Here is a 17802-nt window from a genome sequence, read left to right on the forward strand (position 1 = left end):
CTAGTTGTATACAAAACCTCATTTGTACGCAATAGAATTCAAATCAGATCAAAAACGAATAGAAAGCATGTAAAGAGCTTTAATTACCACTTTTTAATTATGGTCTCTCAATAAAAAAACTACTCGACTTGAGTTAATTTCTCGAATAACTCAAAACTTGTATAGTTATCAAACAAACTCTCAATATACACTGGCGGCGTTTTTTCAAACCAACTTTTCGAATAAGGAAAAAAAATGAATTCTATATTTCGAAGAACGCCAAAGAAAATCAAAGCCAAGTACATTTGTCTATTTACATTTATCACTGCAAGTCAACTCAGTTATTCTCACCTTCCAGCTTATGAAGGAGAACGCGTTAGAAACTCGAACCACTTTGTAACGAATGGGTTTTCACAACCTGTACGTGGTGAATGTGACATTGATGCCGTTGGTCCTACCGATCCTGAAGCAGGTTCAGCTAATATATTTCTTGGCGATGGAAACACACCACCTAACTTCTTTTGTAACTACACCACTCAAGATGATTGGACATTCGAGCGTCCCGTCGACATTATAGAAATTTCTCGAACACCAGCTCCTAACCCCGAAGATCTCGGTTTAACTATTGAAGAAGGTTACATTCCTTGCGATGTTCAAAGCCAAAATCCATTTCAATGCCCCAGAGAATTTTCAAATCCTGTCGATGGAACAAAGATTAACATTCCTGGACGATGCGTTGATTTAGGTCAACCTGATGATCCATGGAATTCAGATCTTCCTGATGGCAAATATCACTGCGCCGTACTTCCTGGTGCGCCACGTCCGCGTGAGAGTTCTGTTTTATTCAGTACATTAACTGGTGCTGATGATGTCGACTGGGGTGTTTATCATTACGATCCAGTGTATGGACAACAGCCCATTGTTGGTGCGCCACAAGTTCCAGCCTGTAGTGAAAACTTAACAACTTTTGTGACTTTTGCTTACGCAGGACCACTCACAATGAAAGATGCACGAAGTGGAGAACAACTTTTTAAGCCATTATCTGAATTTAGAAAGTTACCTCAAGAGGTGCGTGATAGTTTGCCAGAAAACTATGGCATTCGATTAAAAGAGCCCGATACCTTTTATCCAACACCTCGTAATCCTCGATTGGGTTACGCTTCTGGTTTTGCACAAAATGGATGGTTACTTGCTCCAGACTCTGTGGTTGAATGTATCGATAACTTTGAAAAGTGTCTAGCAGATGAAACCGGCGAGTTATCCAAACACTATAACAATAATGATATCTTCTTTGTCGATGAAGACGAGAAAGTTTCTTTATATTTAATGTGGTGGGTAGATAAACCCTGGTGGGGATTTGATAATGAAGATGCTTACACACCATTTACAGGAAGACGCTCATTAACGGATGTATCTATTACGACAGGTGTTATTGATCAATTTATTATTGGTGACTATATGAATATTCAAAAGTCTGGTCCATTTTCTGCCAATGGCCGCTATGTTCATGGTCGATGTACCGATCCACGACGGTTCAATCGTGCGGATATGACGATAGAAACCAACGAGTAATATTTATTATTTAAAAATAACAAGGAGTGAATTTTGAAATCACTCCTTGTTAATATACAAAAAACTAGTAGTACGTTAAATCCGTTGTCTTACCTCGAAATATTCGGTAAGACAAAATCGTGTAGCCAATAATCACAGGAAAAACGATGGCTACACCATAAAACACAAACATTAATGACGCTGTCGCACTCACCGCATCTTCCGCCATTAACTTTCCAGGAATCACATAAGGGTAATAGCTGTAAGCAAATCCCGTCAAACAAAAAGTAAATAGTGCTGCAGCTCCAACAAAAGGAATCCAACAGGCTTTATCATCACGTACCGGAACATTTTTTAAATATTGGTCCACAATTAATAAAATAAGTCCGCACATTAACGGGATTAAAAACACAATTAGTGCGCCCGGCAAGGAAAACCAACGTTCGGCTACAGATTGATTCATCAATGGATTAACGATGCAAATGGCAACAAAAGAAAGAGCCATTAACCAACCGGCTTTTCGAGCTCGCTTAGCCGCAAAGATTTGAAGCTCTCCCTCCGTTTTTAACACTAACCAGGCTCCACCAATATAAACGTAAGCAGCAACCGCACCAACTGCCGTTAAGCAAGAAAATAGAATGGTAAGCGCTGTATAAATGAACCCACTAACGTACATTCCTAACATAAAACCTTGAGACAAAGCCGCTATCAAAGATCCTAAACGAAAAAGCTTATCCCATAACGGTTGATAGCGAGTCACGGCTTTCGCACGAAAGTCAAAAGCAACGCCTCGCAAAATTAAGCCAACTAACATGATAACTGCAGGTAAATACATTTCTCGTAAAACAATATTATGCGCCATCGGGAAAGCAATTAATAAAATTCCAATAGCCAACACAAGCCAGGTTTCATTCGCATCCCAAAATGGACCTATAGAAGCAATCATCGTATTGCGGTATTCCAAGCGATCCATTGGCAATAAAATACCAACTCCCAAGTCGTAACCGTCAAGAATCGCATAAACAAGAACGGCAACGGCCATCAATAATAAAAAAATCGTGGGTAAGGCTTCAGCTAACATGAGCAGCGGCCTCCTTCTGTAAGTCATTACTCTTTTGCTTTAATGAAAAATCCATCGTTTGAAACTCATCGACCTCAACTGACTTTCGAGCCATGTAGAATAAGGTCTGGATGTAAGCAACTAATAAAGCAAGATAAACAATTGAATATAAAAACAATGAAAAGCCTACATTTCCTGGAGCAATGGTTGTTGCTGCTTGCTCCGTTGTCAGCACTCCAGAAACAAGATAGGGCTGCCGACCTATTTCTGTAACATACCACCCCGCAAGCGTTGCAACCCAGCCAGAAAACGTCATATACAAAAATGTCTTGTTAAGCCAAGTAGGTAATTCCTTTTTACGAATAAAATAAATAGATGCCGTCCAACTAACGACCAACATTAAAACACCTAAACCCACCATAATTCGAAAACCATAAAAAACAGGTTTAACAGGAGGGTGTCGATCTTCAAATTCATTCAGTCCCTTTATTTCACCTTGAGCATCGTGCGTTAAAATGAGACTTGCTAAATTAGGGATCGCAATTTCTAAATGATTGGTCCGTTCTTCTTCATCTGGAATTGCAAACAATAGTAATGGCACACCTCTATCAGTCTCCCAAACGCCCTCCATTGCAGCAACCTTTTGTGGTTGATGTTCAAGAGTATTTAGTCCATGAAGATCGCCCACTAAAATTTGCAAAGGAATTAACAGTGCAGCACTATAGACTGACGTTTTCAAAGCTAACTTGGGCGCACGCTTTTTATCTCCTTTTAAAATTCGATACGCAGAGATTCCCGCCATTAAAAAGCAAGCCGTTAATCCAGATGCGAGCAATACATGCATTAATCGATAGGGAAAGGATGGATTAAAAATAACGTCCCACCAATTGGTAACATGAGCAACGCCATCAATCATTTCAAAACCTTGAGGCGTTTGCATCCACGAATTGAGAGCTAAGATCCAAAACGCAGACATAGTCGTTCCTAATGAAACCAACAACGTTGATAATGTATGAAACCAGGCAGGTAAGCGATTCATACCAAACAACATTGCTCCAAGAAATGTTGCCTCCATAAAAAAGGCAGTTAAGACTTCATAACCCAACAAAGGTCCGGCAATGTTACCCACTGTTTCCATAAATCCTGGCCAGTTAGTACCAAACTGAAAGGACATGGTGATACCGCTAACAACGCCCAAAGCAAAAGTTAAAGCAAATACTTTGACCCAAAAGCGGTAAGCTCGCATCCAAACAGGATGACTCGATAAGTGACTTCTGATTTTAAAATAAAAAAGTAACCAGGCTAGCGCAATAGTTATACTAGGAAATAAGATATGAAAACTAATGTTAACCGCAAATTGAATACGCGATAACATTTCTGTACTGATAGCAAGAGTCTCCAAAGTCAGACCCTCCTTTTTGGTTTACAACTAAAAAATCGATGGCAAAGCAGCGTTAATTTTTCGTTAATAGCCGATCTTTCATATCCAGTACTTTGCCAACACCAGAACCCAGTTTAAGTAACGTTTTTAGATTCTCCGGACTCATTTTGTGAATATCATCAAACCATCCAATAAATAACTCGAGCAAATCATGTATCTCGCGCATCTTTTGGTGTGAGTAAGAATTTTGCTCGTCTTGTGAATTCATTAATTCGCTTCGTAATACCGAGAGTGTTGGATCCACTTCTCGTTTGCGACGCTCAGATAAAACTTGCATAGCCAATTCCCAAACAGTGCCATTAGGCCGGAAATAATCTTTTCTATCGCCAGGTTGTGGTTGCGTTCGAACCAGTCGCCAAGACTGCAACTCCTTTAATCCCATACTGACGTTGCCGCGAGAGATACCTAATGCATCGGCAATTTGATCGGCATTGAGTGCTTCTTCAGTCAGCACAATAAGTGCAAACATCTGACCCACTGTTCGATTAAATCCCCAGCGGCTACCCATTTCTCCAAAATGAACAACAAAAGATTCAATGTCCGGCGGAATATTCATTAGCTTACCAATTTTCAGAAATTTCTGAAATTATAATTATCACAAAAAGAATATACAAGTTTTCAACATCCAAAAACAGTATAAAAATAGGCAGTGAAACCGATAACCACTTACGGGTATGAGATAAAGCAAGAACAAAAATTGATAAAATTAAATAAGTCGTTCAAACTTAAGAAAATTTTGCGAGGAAAACGATGGCGATCTTTACCCTTATATTAATTGTGTCTATTGTTTTGTTTGGTTTTCTAGGATACAAAAAAGGCATAATTAAACTTACTTTTCGACTCTTGAGCTTATTGGGTGCATACGCCTCTGCCATACTCTTTACCGCCGATCTGGCTGACTATCTAAACGAAAACAGTCCTTTAAATGGCATTTTAGGCTTCATTGTTGCTGGAATAACTTTATTTATTTTAACCAGCATTATCTTGAGTCTTTTGTTTGGACTTATCGAAAAAATGATCAATAAAACCGGATTCGCATTATCGCAGGCGTCTCAAATTGCAGGAGGTGTTGCGGGAGTTGTCTTTGGTGGTGTTCTGGGAATATTGTTAATTTGGTTTATTTCTGTGGGCGGACAGTTACTCAACCAAAAAACGATGGATGTTGATGCTCTCGCACAAAAAGAAGAAGCAAGCGGCATCGAAAAAATGGCGCGAGAAATGACAAGCTCAGCGATAAAGTCAGCTATTTCCATGACAACCGATCAACCAGAAATAGCAGAGCTGACCGCACAAATATTAGAGTCTCCAGAAGAATCACTGGCCCACTTAAGAGGCATATCAGGTAGCAATGAGTTTCGCGAACTCTTTTTATCGGCACGTAATCAGCAAATTCTCAATACCGGCGACGTTGAACAAATAAAACGAATTCCCGCTTTTAATCAGTTAATGGCCAATGAACATTTTCAGGCCATCAGTAAAGGAGTTATTGAAAATGACAGTGAACTTCCAGCGGCAGATCAAATGGCAGAAAAGATGAGAGATATGTGGGCCAGAGCTCAATTTGTTAGAAATGATCCTGAAGCCCAAGCTGTGGTTAATGACCCACAACTTAGAGAACTTATTAATCAAGGCAGCGTCATCGAACTATTAAACTCACAAAAAATTACGGACCTATTTAAGCGAATTATGTCCGAAGAAGCCGGCCAATACTCAGAAAAACTTAAACAACTCGCCCCTGAAATTTCAACATCGTTAAAAAGAACAACTGAAGAAAGCGTCAAAAAATCAGAAGTTTATAAATGGGTTGATGAAAATGGACAGGTCCATTACTCCGATAAAAAGCAAGAACAGAAAAATTAAGACACTTCCTATCTAGCAGGTAGTATTCTAAACCCATTCATCCATATTAAGGCTACCTTATAACCAAAAGTAAATAGCTACCTGCCAACCGTTATTTGTCCCTTAACTACCAATAGTTGACAATCGTATGACATAACTCATGACTGTTCACTATTCAAGGGTAAACAAGCAATGGACTATTTTCCGATATTTACAAAACTAGAAGGTCGACATTGCCTTGTGATTGGCGCAGGTGAAGTTGCCACCCGAAAGATAGAACTGCTTCTACAAGCAATGGCTCAGGTTATCGTTATAGCCCCAGAAGTTTGCTCAACGATTCAATCATTAGCGCTACACCATTCAAATCTAAAAATTATTCAGAAGAGTTACGATTCTAGTTTTTTAACTAACGTTTACTTAGTGATTGCGGCAACGAATAATCGAGAAGTTAACCAACAAGTCTACCAAGATGCCGAACAACACAAAATTTTTGCTAACGTTGTGGATACGCCAGAGCTTTGTTCCTTTATTACTCCAGCAATTGTCGATCGTGCACCAATCACCATCGCAATCAGCAGTGGTGGTAAGGCTCCGGTATTAGCGCGATTAATTCGCGGCAAGTTAGAGTCTATGATTCCGGCGGCATATGGGAAACTGGGAAAGTTAGCAGAAAAGTTTCGTGAACGGGTTAAGCAAACACTAAAAACAGGGACGGAAAGAAAAAACTTTTGGGAGGACATATTTGAAGGAGCAACAGCAGAAGCTGTATTTGCTAATAAAGATACTGAAGCAGAGCAACAACTTACCCAACTATTAAATCAATATAAATTTAAAACGCAATCAACTCCGGGCGAAGTGTATTTGATTGGTGCAGGCCCCGGCGATCCTGATCTTTTAACCTTCAAGGCTCTACGTTTAATGCAAAAAGCGGACATCGTAGTTTATGATCGCCTTGTCTCTAAAAGTATTTTAAATCTTGTAAGACGAGACGCACAGAAACTCTATGTTGGAAAGCAAAGAGCGAAACACTGTGTGCCACAAGGAGACATTAATAAAAAACTGATCGAGTTTGCGCAACAGGGTAAACGTGTTGTTCGGCTAAAAGGGGGCGACCCTTATATATTTGGCCGTGGAGGCGAAGAAGCTCAAGCATTGGTTAAAGCAGGCATTTCTTTTCAAGTCATTCCAGGTATTACTTCTGCAGCTGGAGCATCGACGTTTTGCGGTATTCCATTAACACATCGAGACTATGCTCAGTCTGTTACTTTTGCTACTGGACACTTAAAAAATGGTACCGTTGATTTAAATTGGCAAGCGCTTGCACAAACAAATAATACATTGGTTATTTACATGGGATTAACCGGCTTAAAAACTATAACAAAAGAATTAATTGCTCATGGCCTTAAAAGTAAAACTTCCGTTGCGGTCATTCAAAATGCAACTCGCTTTGCTCAAAAAGTGGCGATTGGATCGCTCGAAACCATTGTCAAAGACGTAAAGCAAAAACAGATTGAGTCACCGGCAATCATCATTATTGGTGATGTAGTAAAAATGTACAACGAATTGAATAAAGAAACGTTAGATTTGGAATGGAAAGTTGCTTCCGCTTAAGTGATGAAAAAACTCACCACTTAAGCGGCAAATACAATTACTTCAATTTTCTAAATCGAGATAAAACAAGAAGTATTAAAGCAAAGAAAGATAAGCTTCCGCCACCACTACTATTATTCCCTGTATCAGGCTCTTCTGGCTCTTGAGGCTCTTCTTCATCAGCAATTGATGCTGAAGCGCTAGCACTTTGTTCTGATACATTACCAGCGTTATCTACAGCAACAACATAATAAGTAGCACTATCACCGGGCGATAAATCATTATCAATGTATTGAGTTGTAACAATCAAAGAAGTATTCACCTTTGAAAAACCAGCTCCATTTAAGTTTCGATAAACATCGTAACCGGCTAAATCGTCCTCATTGTTTGCATTCCAATTCACCGCAATTGAATCACTGTCCGCAGTTGCCGTTACGCCTGTAATTTGAGCAGGTGCGTTATCAACAATTGAAGCAGAAATAGTGTCACTAGCAGAAGACTCATTCGAAGAAGTATCTACGGCAGTGACATAATATTGATAAGCCACGCCTAGCTCTGCTGTCGAGTCAGAGTAAGTGGTCGTGCCTTCAATCAAAGCACTATTTAGTAACGAGAAAGACTGACCTTCTGCAGCACGATATACATTGTAACCCGCCAAATCTTCTTCTTGATTAGCCGTCCAATTTAATACGATATCAATTTCACTTTCCGTAGCAGCTAGACCTTGAGGTGCAGCTGGAGCTTGAGTATCGCCATCAGTTCCGCCTAAATCAGAACAGTCAGCATTAAAAACACAGACAACATATTCGGGATGATCGATGAAGGGATTTCTATTACCTTGATAACTATAAATAGTATCATTTCTGCGGCGCTCAAAATCATCTACGGGATCATCTTCGTGCCATTGTAAAAGAACGGTGCGCAGACCCATATAACCAATTTCACCATTCTCACTTGAGCGATAGGTATCAATTAACTCTCGGTCGTCTGTGATCCGCAAATCAGGTTCTTCACTGCCGGTTTCTCCGTGTGTACCACCTTCATAACGAACCGCCATATAGAAAATTGCTCGAGCGACATCGCCTTTACGACCTCGCCACGTTTCCCATTTACCATCAGTAAAGTCACCTGAGGTAAAATTTGAGTCCATCGTCGTACCACCACGACCATTATTTAATTCAGTTGCAAACTCAACACAACCTGAGTCGCAACTGTCAAAAGGCTTGTTACTGCGTTCGCTATTGTAATCATCGTTAGATAAAAACAGGTGATGAGTATCAGTGAATGGATAATTGCCATCATTGTCATCGGGAAAACCGTACGACTTGGGCCAGACATGTTCTCGATTGTATAAACTATTTCCACCACCTTGTTTCGGATACGAAGCATTTTTGTAGACATCGATAATATTTAAAGCGTTATCAGGATCTTGATCGGCTTGTTCTAAAATATCCCAAGTATCAGTTTGGCTTGAAGTGTAAGGAAATCGCGTATGGTCATCGATAATTTCATGAAGAGACTGGTGTAAAGCTTCACCAGTTGATATATCAACTGTGTCGTAATATCCCTCAGGTATATCCGCTAAAGTTGCACCACTAAAAGCCAATAAGAAAAGAATAGACACGGAATTACGAAATACTACTGCCACAAAACTCTCCACAAATGTTGCTAACTAGCGAGATTATCTCACCAGATTTCAAAACGGCTGTGAATTGTACAGGGAAATTGTGACAGATTTAAGTCTTGAGATACCATACTGTATAAAAATACCACTCTTCCTGCCTTACAACCGCTATACAAAACAGTTTTTAATATCAGATATTATTACAAAGCTGAAGATCTCTACTGAGAATCATTTCAAAGTAGAGACAACTTTAAACAACGAACTCTCGATCAAACTCTAAAACTCGCTGTTTTTCTTAGTTATTACGATTTTTTACGTTCTTGGCCTCGACCTTTTTTTCCCTTGGAATCGTTGCTTTTAGAATCACCCTTCCTTGGTGGCTTTGAGCTTGGCTTACGACGTCTATTTTTACCATCTCTAGGTTTCTGATTCGTATCATTCACATAGTCTGTTGCCAACTCAATATTGAGTGCCTGACCGCAAACTCGGGCTTTCTTCAAAATTTGAGTCACTTCTTTTGGCATACCCGCAGGTAAGTCTACCGTTGTAACATCATTGTAGAGTTTGATATTTCCAATATAACGACTTTCCATTTCAGCTTCATTTGCAATGGCACCAACAATATTTTTGGGCGTTACTCCGTGGTCGCGACCAACATGAAGAACATAGCGTTCAAGCTCAACCTCAGGATCGCCTTTTAGCGGCTCTGGCTTTACTTTTATTGGCGCTTTGGAACGACTCGATTTTTTATCTTTACGCTTTGCACTATTATCTCCCGACTCAAAATCAGGAACGTCTGGTAATGAATCGAGTAACAATGGTTTATCTTTAAATAACAAACTCGCTAACGCAGCAGCAATTTCAGCTCCTGACTGATTATGTTCAGCTTGAATTTGCTCAATTATCTTAAGATATTCTGAATGCTCATCCGAAATAATTTGTTGCTGAACATCTTCCAAAAATCGACGTGTACGCTCATTATTAATAACTTCAACAGAGGGTAAACTCATGCGTGCAATTTTAGTGCTATTGTTGCGCTCAATCATTCGTAATAAATGACGTTCACGTGGAGTAACAAATAAAATGGCTTTTCCGCTACGTCCAGCACGACCTGTTCGTCCAATTCTGTGAACATAAGATTCTGAATCGTGAGGAATATCATAATTAATAACATGCGAAATTCGTTCAACATCTAACCCACGTGCGGCGACATCTGTTGCAATAACAACATCAATTTTACTGTCTTTTAGTTGTTGAACAATTTGCTCACGTTGTTTTTGCTGCATGTCGCCATGAATAGCTTCTGCAGAAAATCCACGAGCTGTTAAACGACTGGACAATTCATCACAACTACTCTTAGTACGCATAAAAATGATAGTTGCATCAGTATTTTCACTTTCGAGGATTCGAGTTAACGCTTCCAATTTGTAATTATTCGACACAGTTAAAAACTGTTGCTCAATAGTGCTTGCTGTTTTTGCTTTACTTTCAATTCGAATATGTTCGGGATTCGTTAAAAAGGTTTCTGCTACCTTCTTAATTGGCTTGGGCATCGTGGCCGAGAACAACGCAATTTGTCTTGATTCGGGTGTATGCTCAAGAATCCACTCAACATCATCAATAAATCCCATACGAAGCATTTCATCAGCTTCATCTAATACTAATGTTTTGAGTGAATCCCATTTTAATGAACCGCGGCGCATATGATCCATGATTCGTCCTGGCGTACCGACAACGACATGAACACCTTTTTCAAGTTGGCGCAATTGTGGAGGATAAGGCTGACCACCATAAATGGGTAACACTTTAAAACCTTTCATAAACTTAGCGTATTCACTAAATGCCTCAGCGACTTGAATCGCCAATTCTCTTGTCGGGCAAATAACACATACTTGTGGTTGTTTTAATTCGATATCGACTTTTGCCAAAGTGGGCAATGCGAATGCTGCTGTTTTTCCTGTCCCTGTTTGCGCCTGACCGATTAAATCGGCTCCTTCAATAAGGCGCGGAATACACTCACCTTGAATCGGCGAAGGTTTCTCATAGCCGATGGACTCAAGAGCTTTAAGAATGGATAGAGGTAAACTGAGCTGAGAAAAATCAGCTGGAGAGTCTTGTGACATAAAATGGATTTTCCAAAAAAGTGGGGGTAAATAGTGAATAACTACGTCAAAATTTCGAGCGCATTATAGAGGATTCATCATCAAACCGATACGCTTTTCACTGCTTTTTGGTGAATTTTCACACAAATATAAAAATAATCTTTATTTATCAAATAGTTACCTGAGCACCCGGTATTATTCACAAGACCAGAAACTTGAGAATTAGTCATTCGCCTTTATAATCGCCCCTCGAGATTGACAGTAGTACCGAACAAATGCCTAAATTTATATTTTTTATCTATATCGCTGCCGCGACCCTTATCGGCTTATCGACAACCGTCGAAACATTACCGAGAATCATCGCTATTGCGCTTGCCATATCCCTTCTCGTACTACCGAAAGGCATTAAATGGTATCGATCACGAAAAACGGCTCCTATTAAAAGATCATTTATTTTGTTAAAAAGCAAAGCATTTTCTCGAAAACCAACCTCTTCGGAGAGTCAACCACCGCAAGATCCAAAAACAGCACTTGAGATGGTTCTGAATGGCGAGTCACTGCCAGCCAATCAATCAATTCCAGAAGATGTAACTGACACGCTTAAAAAACTACAGCATCTTGTCTACAAAAACTATCGAAACCTGACTCAACAACGAATGGTTTTAGGTGAAAATACAATAGACTGGCAGGTTGAACTGCTTCGACTTGCCGAACGCGAACTTGATTCAGAACAGCTTTACACTCAACCCATTACTCGAGCTCAAATGGTTCAAGCTATGAACTCCCATTTAAGAAACTTAATGCGCGATGAAGCTTCATTGAAAAGCAAAGTCGCTTAATTAAAAAGCTCAACTTCCTAAATCAACTTAATGTATCAACCACTGAAACCACACCGGCACAGTAATTAAAGACAGCAAAATACCATAGCCAACGAGTGCTGATGCTAACCTTGGGTTTTGACCATGACTGATAGCAAGCGCTGCTGCAGAAACCATTGACGCCATTCCTGCCTCTAATACGACTGTATGTCGTATAAAGTCATCCATAGTAAAAGGAATTAACAATATAAAAGCTAAAGCTGGCGCCAAGAATAATTTGAAAACTAACCCAAAAACCATGGGCAAACGATCCTCTCCAGGCAACTTAAACTGCCATTGAAATCCCACAGCAACCATCACAACGGGAACTAATGTTGCACCTATCGATTGCGCAGCAGTTTCGATATTTTTAGGCATACCGATAAAACTCAGTAACACAGCAACGATAAGAGCAATGAATGGAGGAAACGTAATAATTTTATGGCCAACACTTTTTAAAGATACGCGATCATCACCATGAATCGCTAAAACAATGGGACCGTAAGATGACAATGCAAGAAAGCTGCCCAACTGATCGTATAAAATTGCGTAGACGACTCCTTCCTCTCCAATCAAAGCAGAAACTAAGGGAATTCCCACAAATGACGTATTTCCTAAGGGTACCAATAACAAAAGTACACAACGTGTCGAGTTTGCCCACTGTAATTGCTTAGAGACGACAATCACAACAAAAGCTGAGACGAGTAAAATAATCCACGCCACTGCCATAGGAATAAGAGCAGTTGGTTCCAGAGTTAGTGAGGGAACGGTACTCAAAATTAAGGCAGGTAATGCAATCCATATAACGTATCGATTCAATACATCAGCCGAGTTGTCAGGAAAGGAAGAAAACCGCCTGAGTAAAAGACCTGCCAGAAGACATGTCCCGATTATAAGCAATGGAGTAACATTCATATTTAATCAGCTAATTCAAAAATTGATTTTTTATTGCAATACTCAATCACTTTGACCAATTGTTGACTTAACTTAGCAGAAGCCAATTCCAAATTTTTCACAAACTGTTCTTCTGAGGTTCCCTCTTCATCTAATAAATTTGTAATTGATTTTACCGCAACAAAAGACTTTTGGTGCAACCAGCACACCCAAGCTATTGCAGCTGCTTCCATTTCTTTTGCGACTGCTCCATATTGCTCTATGACATCAACATCTTTTTCTGATTTCTCAAGCGAACTGCCTGTCGAAACAACGCCTACGGGGAGTTCTAAATCCTTCGCCATTTTTAAAACATTTAATGCCGGATAATGACCAATCGCCGACTCATCAAATCCTTCCAGTGGAACTCGGCGATCATGATAAATAAATCGATCATTACTCAAATAAACGGTCCCTATTGTTGCACCTCTTTTGGAAAAGCCACCAGCGGTTCCGGCACTAATAACTAAATCGGGATGTAAATTTTCTATTGCAACATGGCTCATCAAAGTTGCTGCCTGTGTTCCTATATTATCGACCCGATAACGCGGATCAACACCACTAATAACAACACTAACAGTCAGATCTTTAAATTGTCCTTGATAACATTGAAACGGAAGGTTAGCAGGTAGAACTTCGACTTGCGTTAATTTCAATGACTGAATTATTGGATCGGCTTCTTCAGCCATCGCCATCAAAACAACAATATGCTGAATCGATTTTGTTTCCTTACTCATGTTTCAAACTCTCACTAACATTGGTTAAATTTACTAAAAGAGTGCCAAGACTATCAAAGAATATAACTTTGAACATCATATCTCTCTGTTTTAAAAGAATAAATTAATTGGCTTAGCTTTTGCTTTACTTCTGTCGACCAATATTTTATTTCTTTCAGTTAAAGGATAACAACTTAATGAAACTGGTTAAAAAAGCATTAGTTACTGCCACTGGACTTTTATTATTACTCATAGGCGTCGTTTTTATTATTTTACCTGGACCAGCAGTTCTTATCATTCCATTAGCACTCGGAGTACTCGCCATTGAATACCCAATCGCCAAAAAGTGGTTACGTGTATTTCAAAAGAAAATGAAGCAATCAGCAGAGTGGGCCGATCGACGCTGGCGAGCATTTAAAATGAAAAGCTAGATTAAGAAGCGGCTGTCGCCGCTTCATTGATCATTACAAAGTGCATCTATCAATCACTACATATTACGGCGATATTGACCACCAACATCGTATAAAGCGCCCGATATTTGGCCAAGAGTGCAATATTTTGTGGCTTCCATAATTTGATTGAAAACATTTTCATTATTTAAAGCCGCCTGTTGAACTTCATTCAACACGGTATTTCCTTCTTGTTCAAACCGCGAATGCTGATTTTTTACCGTATTAATTTGATACTCTCGCTCTTCCTGTGTCGAACGAATTACCTCTTGCGGTATCGTTGTTGGCGAACCTTTTGATGACAAGAAAGTATTAACCCCAATAATCGGTAACTCACCGGTATGTTTTAATGTTTCGTAATACAAAGATTCTTCTTGAATTTTTGAGCGTTGATACATAGTTTCCATTGCACCTAATACGCCACCACGTTCTGAAATTCGTTCAAACTCTATAAGCACGGCTTCTTCAACCAGATCGGTTAACTCTTCAATGATGAAAGCACCTTGTAATGGATTTTGATTTTTCGCTAATCCTAACTCTCGATTAATGATTAATTGAATTGCCATCGCCCGACGAACAGAATCTTCCGTAGGCGTAGTAATCGCTTCATCATAAGCATTGGTATGAAGAGAATTACAATTATCATAAATTGCATAAAGAGCCTGTAAAGTCGTACGAATGTCATTAAAATCGATTTCTTGCGCGTGCAAAGACCGTCCCGATGTTTGAATGTGATATTTCAACATTTGTGAGCGTGAACTAGCTTTATAAAGATTCTTTAAAGCTTTAGACCAGATTCGTCGCGCAACACGCCCCATTACTGCGTATTCGGGATCCATTCCATTTGAGAAAAAGAATGAAAAATTTGGTGCAAACTTATCAATGTCCATACCACGCGATAAATAATATTCAATAAAGGTAAATCCATTAGCCAAAGTAAAAGCCAATTGTGAAATCGGATTAGCACCAGCTTCAGCAATATGATAACCAGAAATAGACACCGAATAAAAATTACGAACACCGTGGTCAATAAAATATTCTTGCACGTCACCCATCAAACGAAGTGCAAACTCCGTTGAAAAAATACAAGTATTTTGGGCTTGATCTTCTTTTAAGATATCTGCCTGAACAGTACCACGAACAGCGGTCAGAGTTTTCGCTTTGATATCAGCATAAACATCTTGTGGTAAAACTTGATCTCCGGTTACTCCTAACAGCATCAATCCTAAACCATCATTACCCTCTGGTAATTCACCATTATAAGTTGGGACAGGTTGCCCCTTCTCTTGATAAATGGCTTCAATTTTTTGCTTAACTTCCGCTTCTAATCCATTTTCTTTGATATAAATTTCACATTGCTGATCGATAGCGGCATTCATAAAAAAGCCAACAAGAATTGGAGCAGGGCCATTAATCGTCATGGAAACAGAAGTTTTAGGGTCTGCAAGATTAAAACCGGAATACAATTTTTTTGCATCATCTAAACAGCAGATCGAAACACCTGAGTTACCAATCTTGCCGTAGATATCAGGACGAAAATCAGGATCTTCTCCGTATAAAGTGACCGAATCAAAAGCCGTTGAAAGACGCTTTGCAGGCATTCCTAATGAAACATAATGGAAACGTCGATTCGTTCTTTCAGGACCGCCTTCACCAGCAAACATTCGAGTTGGATCTTCACCTTCCCGTTTGAATGGAAATACACCAGCGGTATACGGAAATTCTCCTGGAAAGTTTTCTTGCAGACTCCACTTTAAAATGTCACCCCAACTTCGATATTTTGGTACTGAAATTTTGGGAATTTTATTATGTGATAGCGACAAAGATTTGGTTTCAACTTTAATATCTTTACCACGTACTTGATAAATAAACTCATCACTTTCGTATTTCGATTTTTTATCATCCCACTCGTCTAGTAGCTTTTTATTTTGCCCATCCAACTTAAGACCAACATCTTCGTAAGCTTTTTCCAGCTGCTTAACGACATCTTCGCCGGTACTGTCTGACATTTCATTGATGGTGATCATCGACTGATTTAAACCGTACAACTTGTCTGCTATTTGGGCTTGTTCTTCAACCCATTCATCATACTTTCGGTTATTTTCAGCAATCTCTGCTAAATAACGAACACGCCGAGGTGGAATGATATAAATTTTCTCAGACTGTTCCTCAGTATGACCAAAATCAGACTGTAACTCCGCACCCGTTCGATCTGCTAACTGATTCATAATGGCCCGATAAAGAGCATTTGTTCCAGGATCATTAAACTGACTGGCAATCGTGCCATAAACTGGCATCTCTTCGGCATCTTTCTCAAACAATTGATTGTTACGCTGATACTGCTTTTTTACATCTCGAATAGCATCTAATGCACCGCGCTTATCAAATTTATTAATCGCAACAATATCAGCGAAATCGAGCATATCAATTTTTTCTAATTGAGTAGCAGCACCGAACTCTGGTGTCATAACGTACATTGACATATCAGAATGTTCGACAATTTCAGTATCCGACTGTCCAATTCCTGATGTTTCTAATACGACTAGATCAAACCCTGCTGCTTTTACAATATTAACCGCGTCTTGAACATGCGGCGAGAGCGCTAGGTTTGACTGACGCGTGGCAAGCGAACGCATATAAACACGATTAGAATTTATCGCATTCATACGAATTCGATCACCCAATAAAGCCCCACCGGTTTTTCTTTTGGATGGATCAACAGAAATAATCGCTATCGACTTATCATCGAAGTCTAATAAAAAGCGACGCACTAACTCATCAACTAATGACGATTTTCCGGCTCCACCGGTACCAGTGATTCCAAGCACAGGTGTCGTCGAAGCCTCAGCTTTCGCTTTTATGGATTCAAATAATTCAATGTTTTCTTCACGATGATTCTCTGCGGCAGAAATAAGTCTGGCTATGGCGTAACTGTCTGTCGGAACTAACCGGTTCATTTCATCTGTTAAGTTCTCTCCCGTACTAAAGTCAGACTTTAATACCAAATCATTAATCATTCCTTGTAAGCCTAACTCTCGACCATCATCCGGAGAATAAACTTTAGTGATGCCATGCTCATGCAATTCCTTTGCCTCATCAGGTAGAATTACACCTCCGCCACCAGCAAAGACTTTAATATGACCACAGCCACGCTCATTCAATAAGTCGTGCATATATTTCAAGTACTCGACGTGTCCACCTTGATAGGACGTCATAGCAATCGCCTGAACATCTTCTTGAATCGCACAGTCGACCACTTCTTGTACAGAACGATTATGACCCAAGTGGATAACTTCGCATCCTGTCGATTGAATAATACGACGCATGATATTAATTGCCGCATCGTGCCCATCAAACAAGGAAGCGGCTGTTACTACTCGAACTTTATTTTTAGATTGATAAGGAACTGCTTTATCGGCCATAACCGTCACCTATTTTCTGCCATTTTCGACTGAATAACCCATCACTCTATTGAATCAAATACAGGTTAAATAACAGACAGATTGCTAATTGATAAATAAGGGAGCAAATTTTACCACTGAATGGAAGTTTATGAAAAATTACATCAAATTAGTCGGAAAAATCAGGTATTTCTCTAATGAGGTCCGATGAGTTAAACTCATTAGAGAAAAGAATGGCACCAGGAAACGATGAGATAGAA

13 protein-coding genes are annotated in these 17802 nt (G+C 39.5%); 5 read left to right on the forward strand and 8 right to left on the reverse strand.

Annotated elements, in window-relative coordinates; all coding sequences use genetic code 11:
• Positions 1-234 precede the first annotated feature (234 nt).
• Positions 235-1551: a hypothetical protein gene (locus FAX86_RS12725; RefSeq protein ID WP_144393791.1), complete on the forward strand. Its 1317-nt coding sequence runs from the start codon at positions 235-237 to the stop codon at positions 1549-1551.
• A 64-nt stretch (positions 1552-1615) separates the two neighbouring features.
• On the opposite strand, the gene cydB is transcribed toward FAX86_RS12725, so the two are convergent.
• Genes cydB through FAX86_RS12740 form a run of 3 tightly spaced genes read right to left on the reverse strand, consistent with a single transcriptional unit; the run spans position 1616 to position 4587 of the window.
• Positions 1616-2611 carry a cytochrome d ubiquinol oxidase subunit II gene (cydB, locus tag FAX86_RS12730; protein WP_144393792.1) on the reverse strand — a complete coding sequence of 332 codons (996 nt, stop codon included), beginning with the start codon at positions 2609-2611 and terminating at the stop codon, positions 1616-1618.
• Positions 2601-3992 (reverse strand): cytochrome ubiquinol oxidase subunit I, encoded by a 1392-nt coding sequence (locus tag FAX86_RS12735; protein WP_246128592.1) that lies wholly within the window; start codon positions 3990-3992, stop codon positions 2601-2603. The genes cydB and FAX86_RS12735 overlap by 11 nt, the downstream gene beginning before the upstream one ends.
• A gap of 52 nt (positions 3993-4044) precedes the next feature.
• Positions 4045-4587, reverse strand: coding sequence for a GbsR/MarR family transcriptional regulator (locus FAX86_RS12740; protein WP_144393793.1), 543 nt, complete (start codon positions 4585-4587; stop codon positions 4045-4047).
• A gap of 194 nt (positions 4588-4781) precedes the next feature.
• On the opposite strand from FAX86_RS12740, the gene FAX86_RS12745 reads away from it, so the two are divergent.
• Positions 4782-5891, forward strand: a complete 1110-nt coding sequence (locus FAX86_RS12745) for a CvpA family protein (RefSeq protein ID WP_144393794.1) — start codon at positions 4782-4784, stop codon at positions 5889-5891.
• 171 nt (positions 5892-6062) lie between these two features.
• Positions 6063-7481, forward strand: a complete 1419-nt coding sequence (gene cysG / locus FAX86_RS12750; protein ID WP_144393795.1) for a siroheme synthase CysG — start codon at positions 6063-6065, stop codon at positions 7479-7481.
• 37 nt (positions 7482-7518) lie between these two features.
• On the opposite strand, the gene FAX86_RS12755 is transcribed toward cysG, so the two are convergent.
• Both FAX86_RS12755 and FAX86_RS12760 read right to left on the reverse strand, forming a co-directional pair.
• A complete protein-coding gene (locus FAX86_RS12755; protein ID WP_144393796.1) occupies positions 7519-9108 on the reverse strand; it encodes an endonuclease in 1590 nt (529 codons plus the stop codon).
• A gap of 278 nt (positions 9109-9386) precedes the next feature.
• Positions 9387-11207: a DEAD/DEAH box helicase gene (locus tag FAX86_RS12760; protein WP_144393797.1), complete on the reverse strand. Its 1821-nt coding sequence runs from the start codon at positions 11205-11207 to the stop codon at positions 9387-9389.
• A 254-nt stretch (positions 11208-11461) separates the two neighbouring features.
• On the opposite strand from FAX86_RS12760, the gene FAX86_RS12765 reads away from it, so the two are divergent.
• Positions 11462-12025, forward strand: a complete 564-nt coding sequence (locus FAX86_RS12765; RefSeq protein WP_144393798.1) for a hypothetical protein — start codon at positions 11462-11464, stop codon at positions 12023-12025.
• Positions 12026-12052: 27 nt separating this feature from the next.
• On the opposite strand, the gene FAX86_RS12770 is transcribed toward FAX86_RS12765, so the two are convergent.
• Positions 12053-12958 (reverse strand): AEC family transporter, encoded by a 906-nt coding sequence (locus tag FAX86_RS12770; RefSeq protein WP_144393799.1) that lies wholly within the window; start codon positions 12956-12958, stop codon positions 12053-12055.
• 2 nt (positions 12959-12960) lie between these two features.
• Positions 12961-13713, reverse strand: a complete 753-nt coding sequence (locus tag FAX86_RS12775) for a phosphorylase family protein (protein WP_144393800.1) — start codon at positions 13711-13713, stop codon at positions 12961-12963.
• Between the two features lie 176 nt (positions 13714-13889).
• On the opposite strand from FAX86_RS12775, the gene FAX86_RS12780 reads away from it, so the two are divergent.
• Entirely contained in the window at positions 13890-14123 is a 234-nt protein-coding gene (locus FAX86_RS12780) for a PGPGW domain-containing protein (RefSeq protein WP_144393801.1), read from the forward strand.
• A 56-nt stretch (positions 14124-14179) separates the two neighbouring features.
• Here the strand turns inward: FAX86_RS12780 and FAX86_RS12785 are convergent, their stop codons facing one another.
• Positions 14180-17563, reverse strand: a complete 3384-nt coding sequence (locus tag FAX86_RS12785; protein WP_144393802.1) for a methylmalonyl-CoA mutase family protein — start codon at positions 17561-17563, stop codon at positions 14180-14182.
• Positions 17564-17802 lie beyond the last annotated feature (239 nt).

It is taken from the genome of Pleionea sediminis (genome assembly GCF_007570825.1).
Taxonomy (GTDB): domain Bacteria; phylum Pseudomonadota; class Gammaproteobacteria; order Enterobacterales; family Kangiellaceae; genus Pleionea; species Pleionea sediminis.

Bases quoted from the DNA above. Each gene is read 5' to 3' on its own strand.
- FAX86_RS12780 (WP_144393801.1), top strand. From the start codon at position 13,890: ATGAAACTGGTTAAAAAAGCATTAGTTACTGCCACTGGACTTTTATTA.
- FAX86_RS12765 (WP_144393798.1), top strand. From the start codon at position 11,462: ATGCCTAAATTTATATTTTTTATCTATATCGCTGCCGCGACCCTTATC.
- cysG (WP_144393795.1), top strand. From the start codon at position 6,063: ATGGACTATTTTCCGATATTTACAAAACTAGAAGGTCGACATTGCCTT.
- FAX86_RS12770 (WP_144393799.1), bottom strand. From the start codon at position 12,958: ATGAATGTTACTCCATTGCTTATAATCGGGACATGTCTTCTGGCAGGT.
- FAX86_RS12725 (WP_144393791.1), top strand. From the start codon at position 235: ATGAATTCTATATTTCGAAGAACGCCAAAGAAAATCAAAGCCAAGTAC.
- FAX86_RS12785 (WP_144393802.1), bottom strand. From the start codon at position 17,563: ATGGCCGATAAAGCAGTTCCTTATCAATCTAAAAATAAAGTTCGAGTA.
- FAX86_RS12740 (WP_144393793.1), bottom strand. From the start codon at position 4,587: ATGAATATTCCGCCGGACATTGAATCTTTTGTTGTTCATTTTGGAGAA.
- cydB (WP_144393792.1), bottom strand. From the start codon at position 2,611: ATGTTAGCTGAAGCCTTACCCACGATTTTTTTATTATTGATGGCCGTT.
- FAX86_RS12760 (WP_144393797.1), bottom strand. From the start codon at position 11,207: ATGTCACAAGACTCTCCAGCTGATTTTTCTCAGCTCAGTTTACCTCTA.
- FAX86_RS12775 (WP_144393800.1), bottom strand. From the start codon at position 13,713: ATGAGTAAGGAAACAAAATCGATTCAGCATATTGTTGTTTTGATGGCG.
- FAX86_RS12745 (WP_144393794.1), top strand. From the start codon at position 4,782: ATGGCGATCTTTACCCTTATATTAATTGTGTCTATTGTTTTGTTTGGT.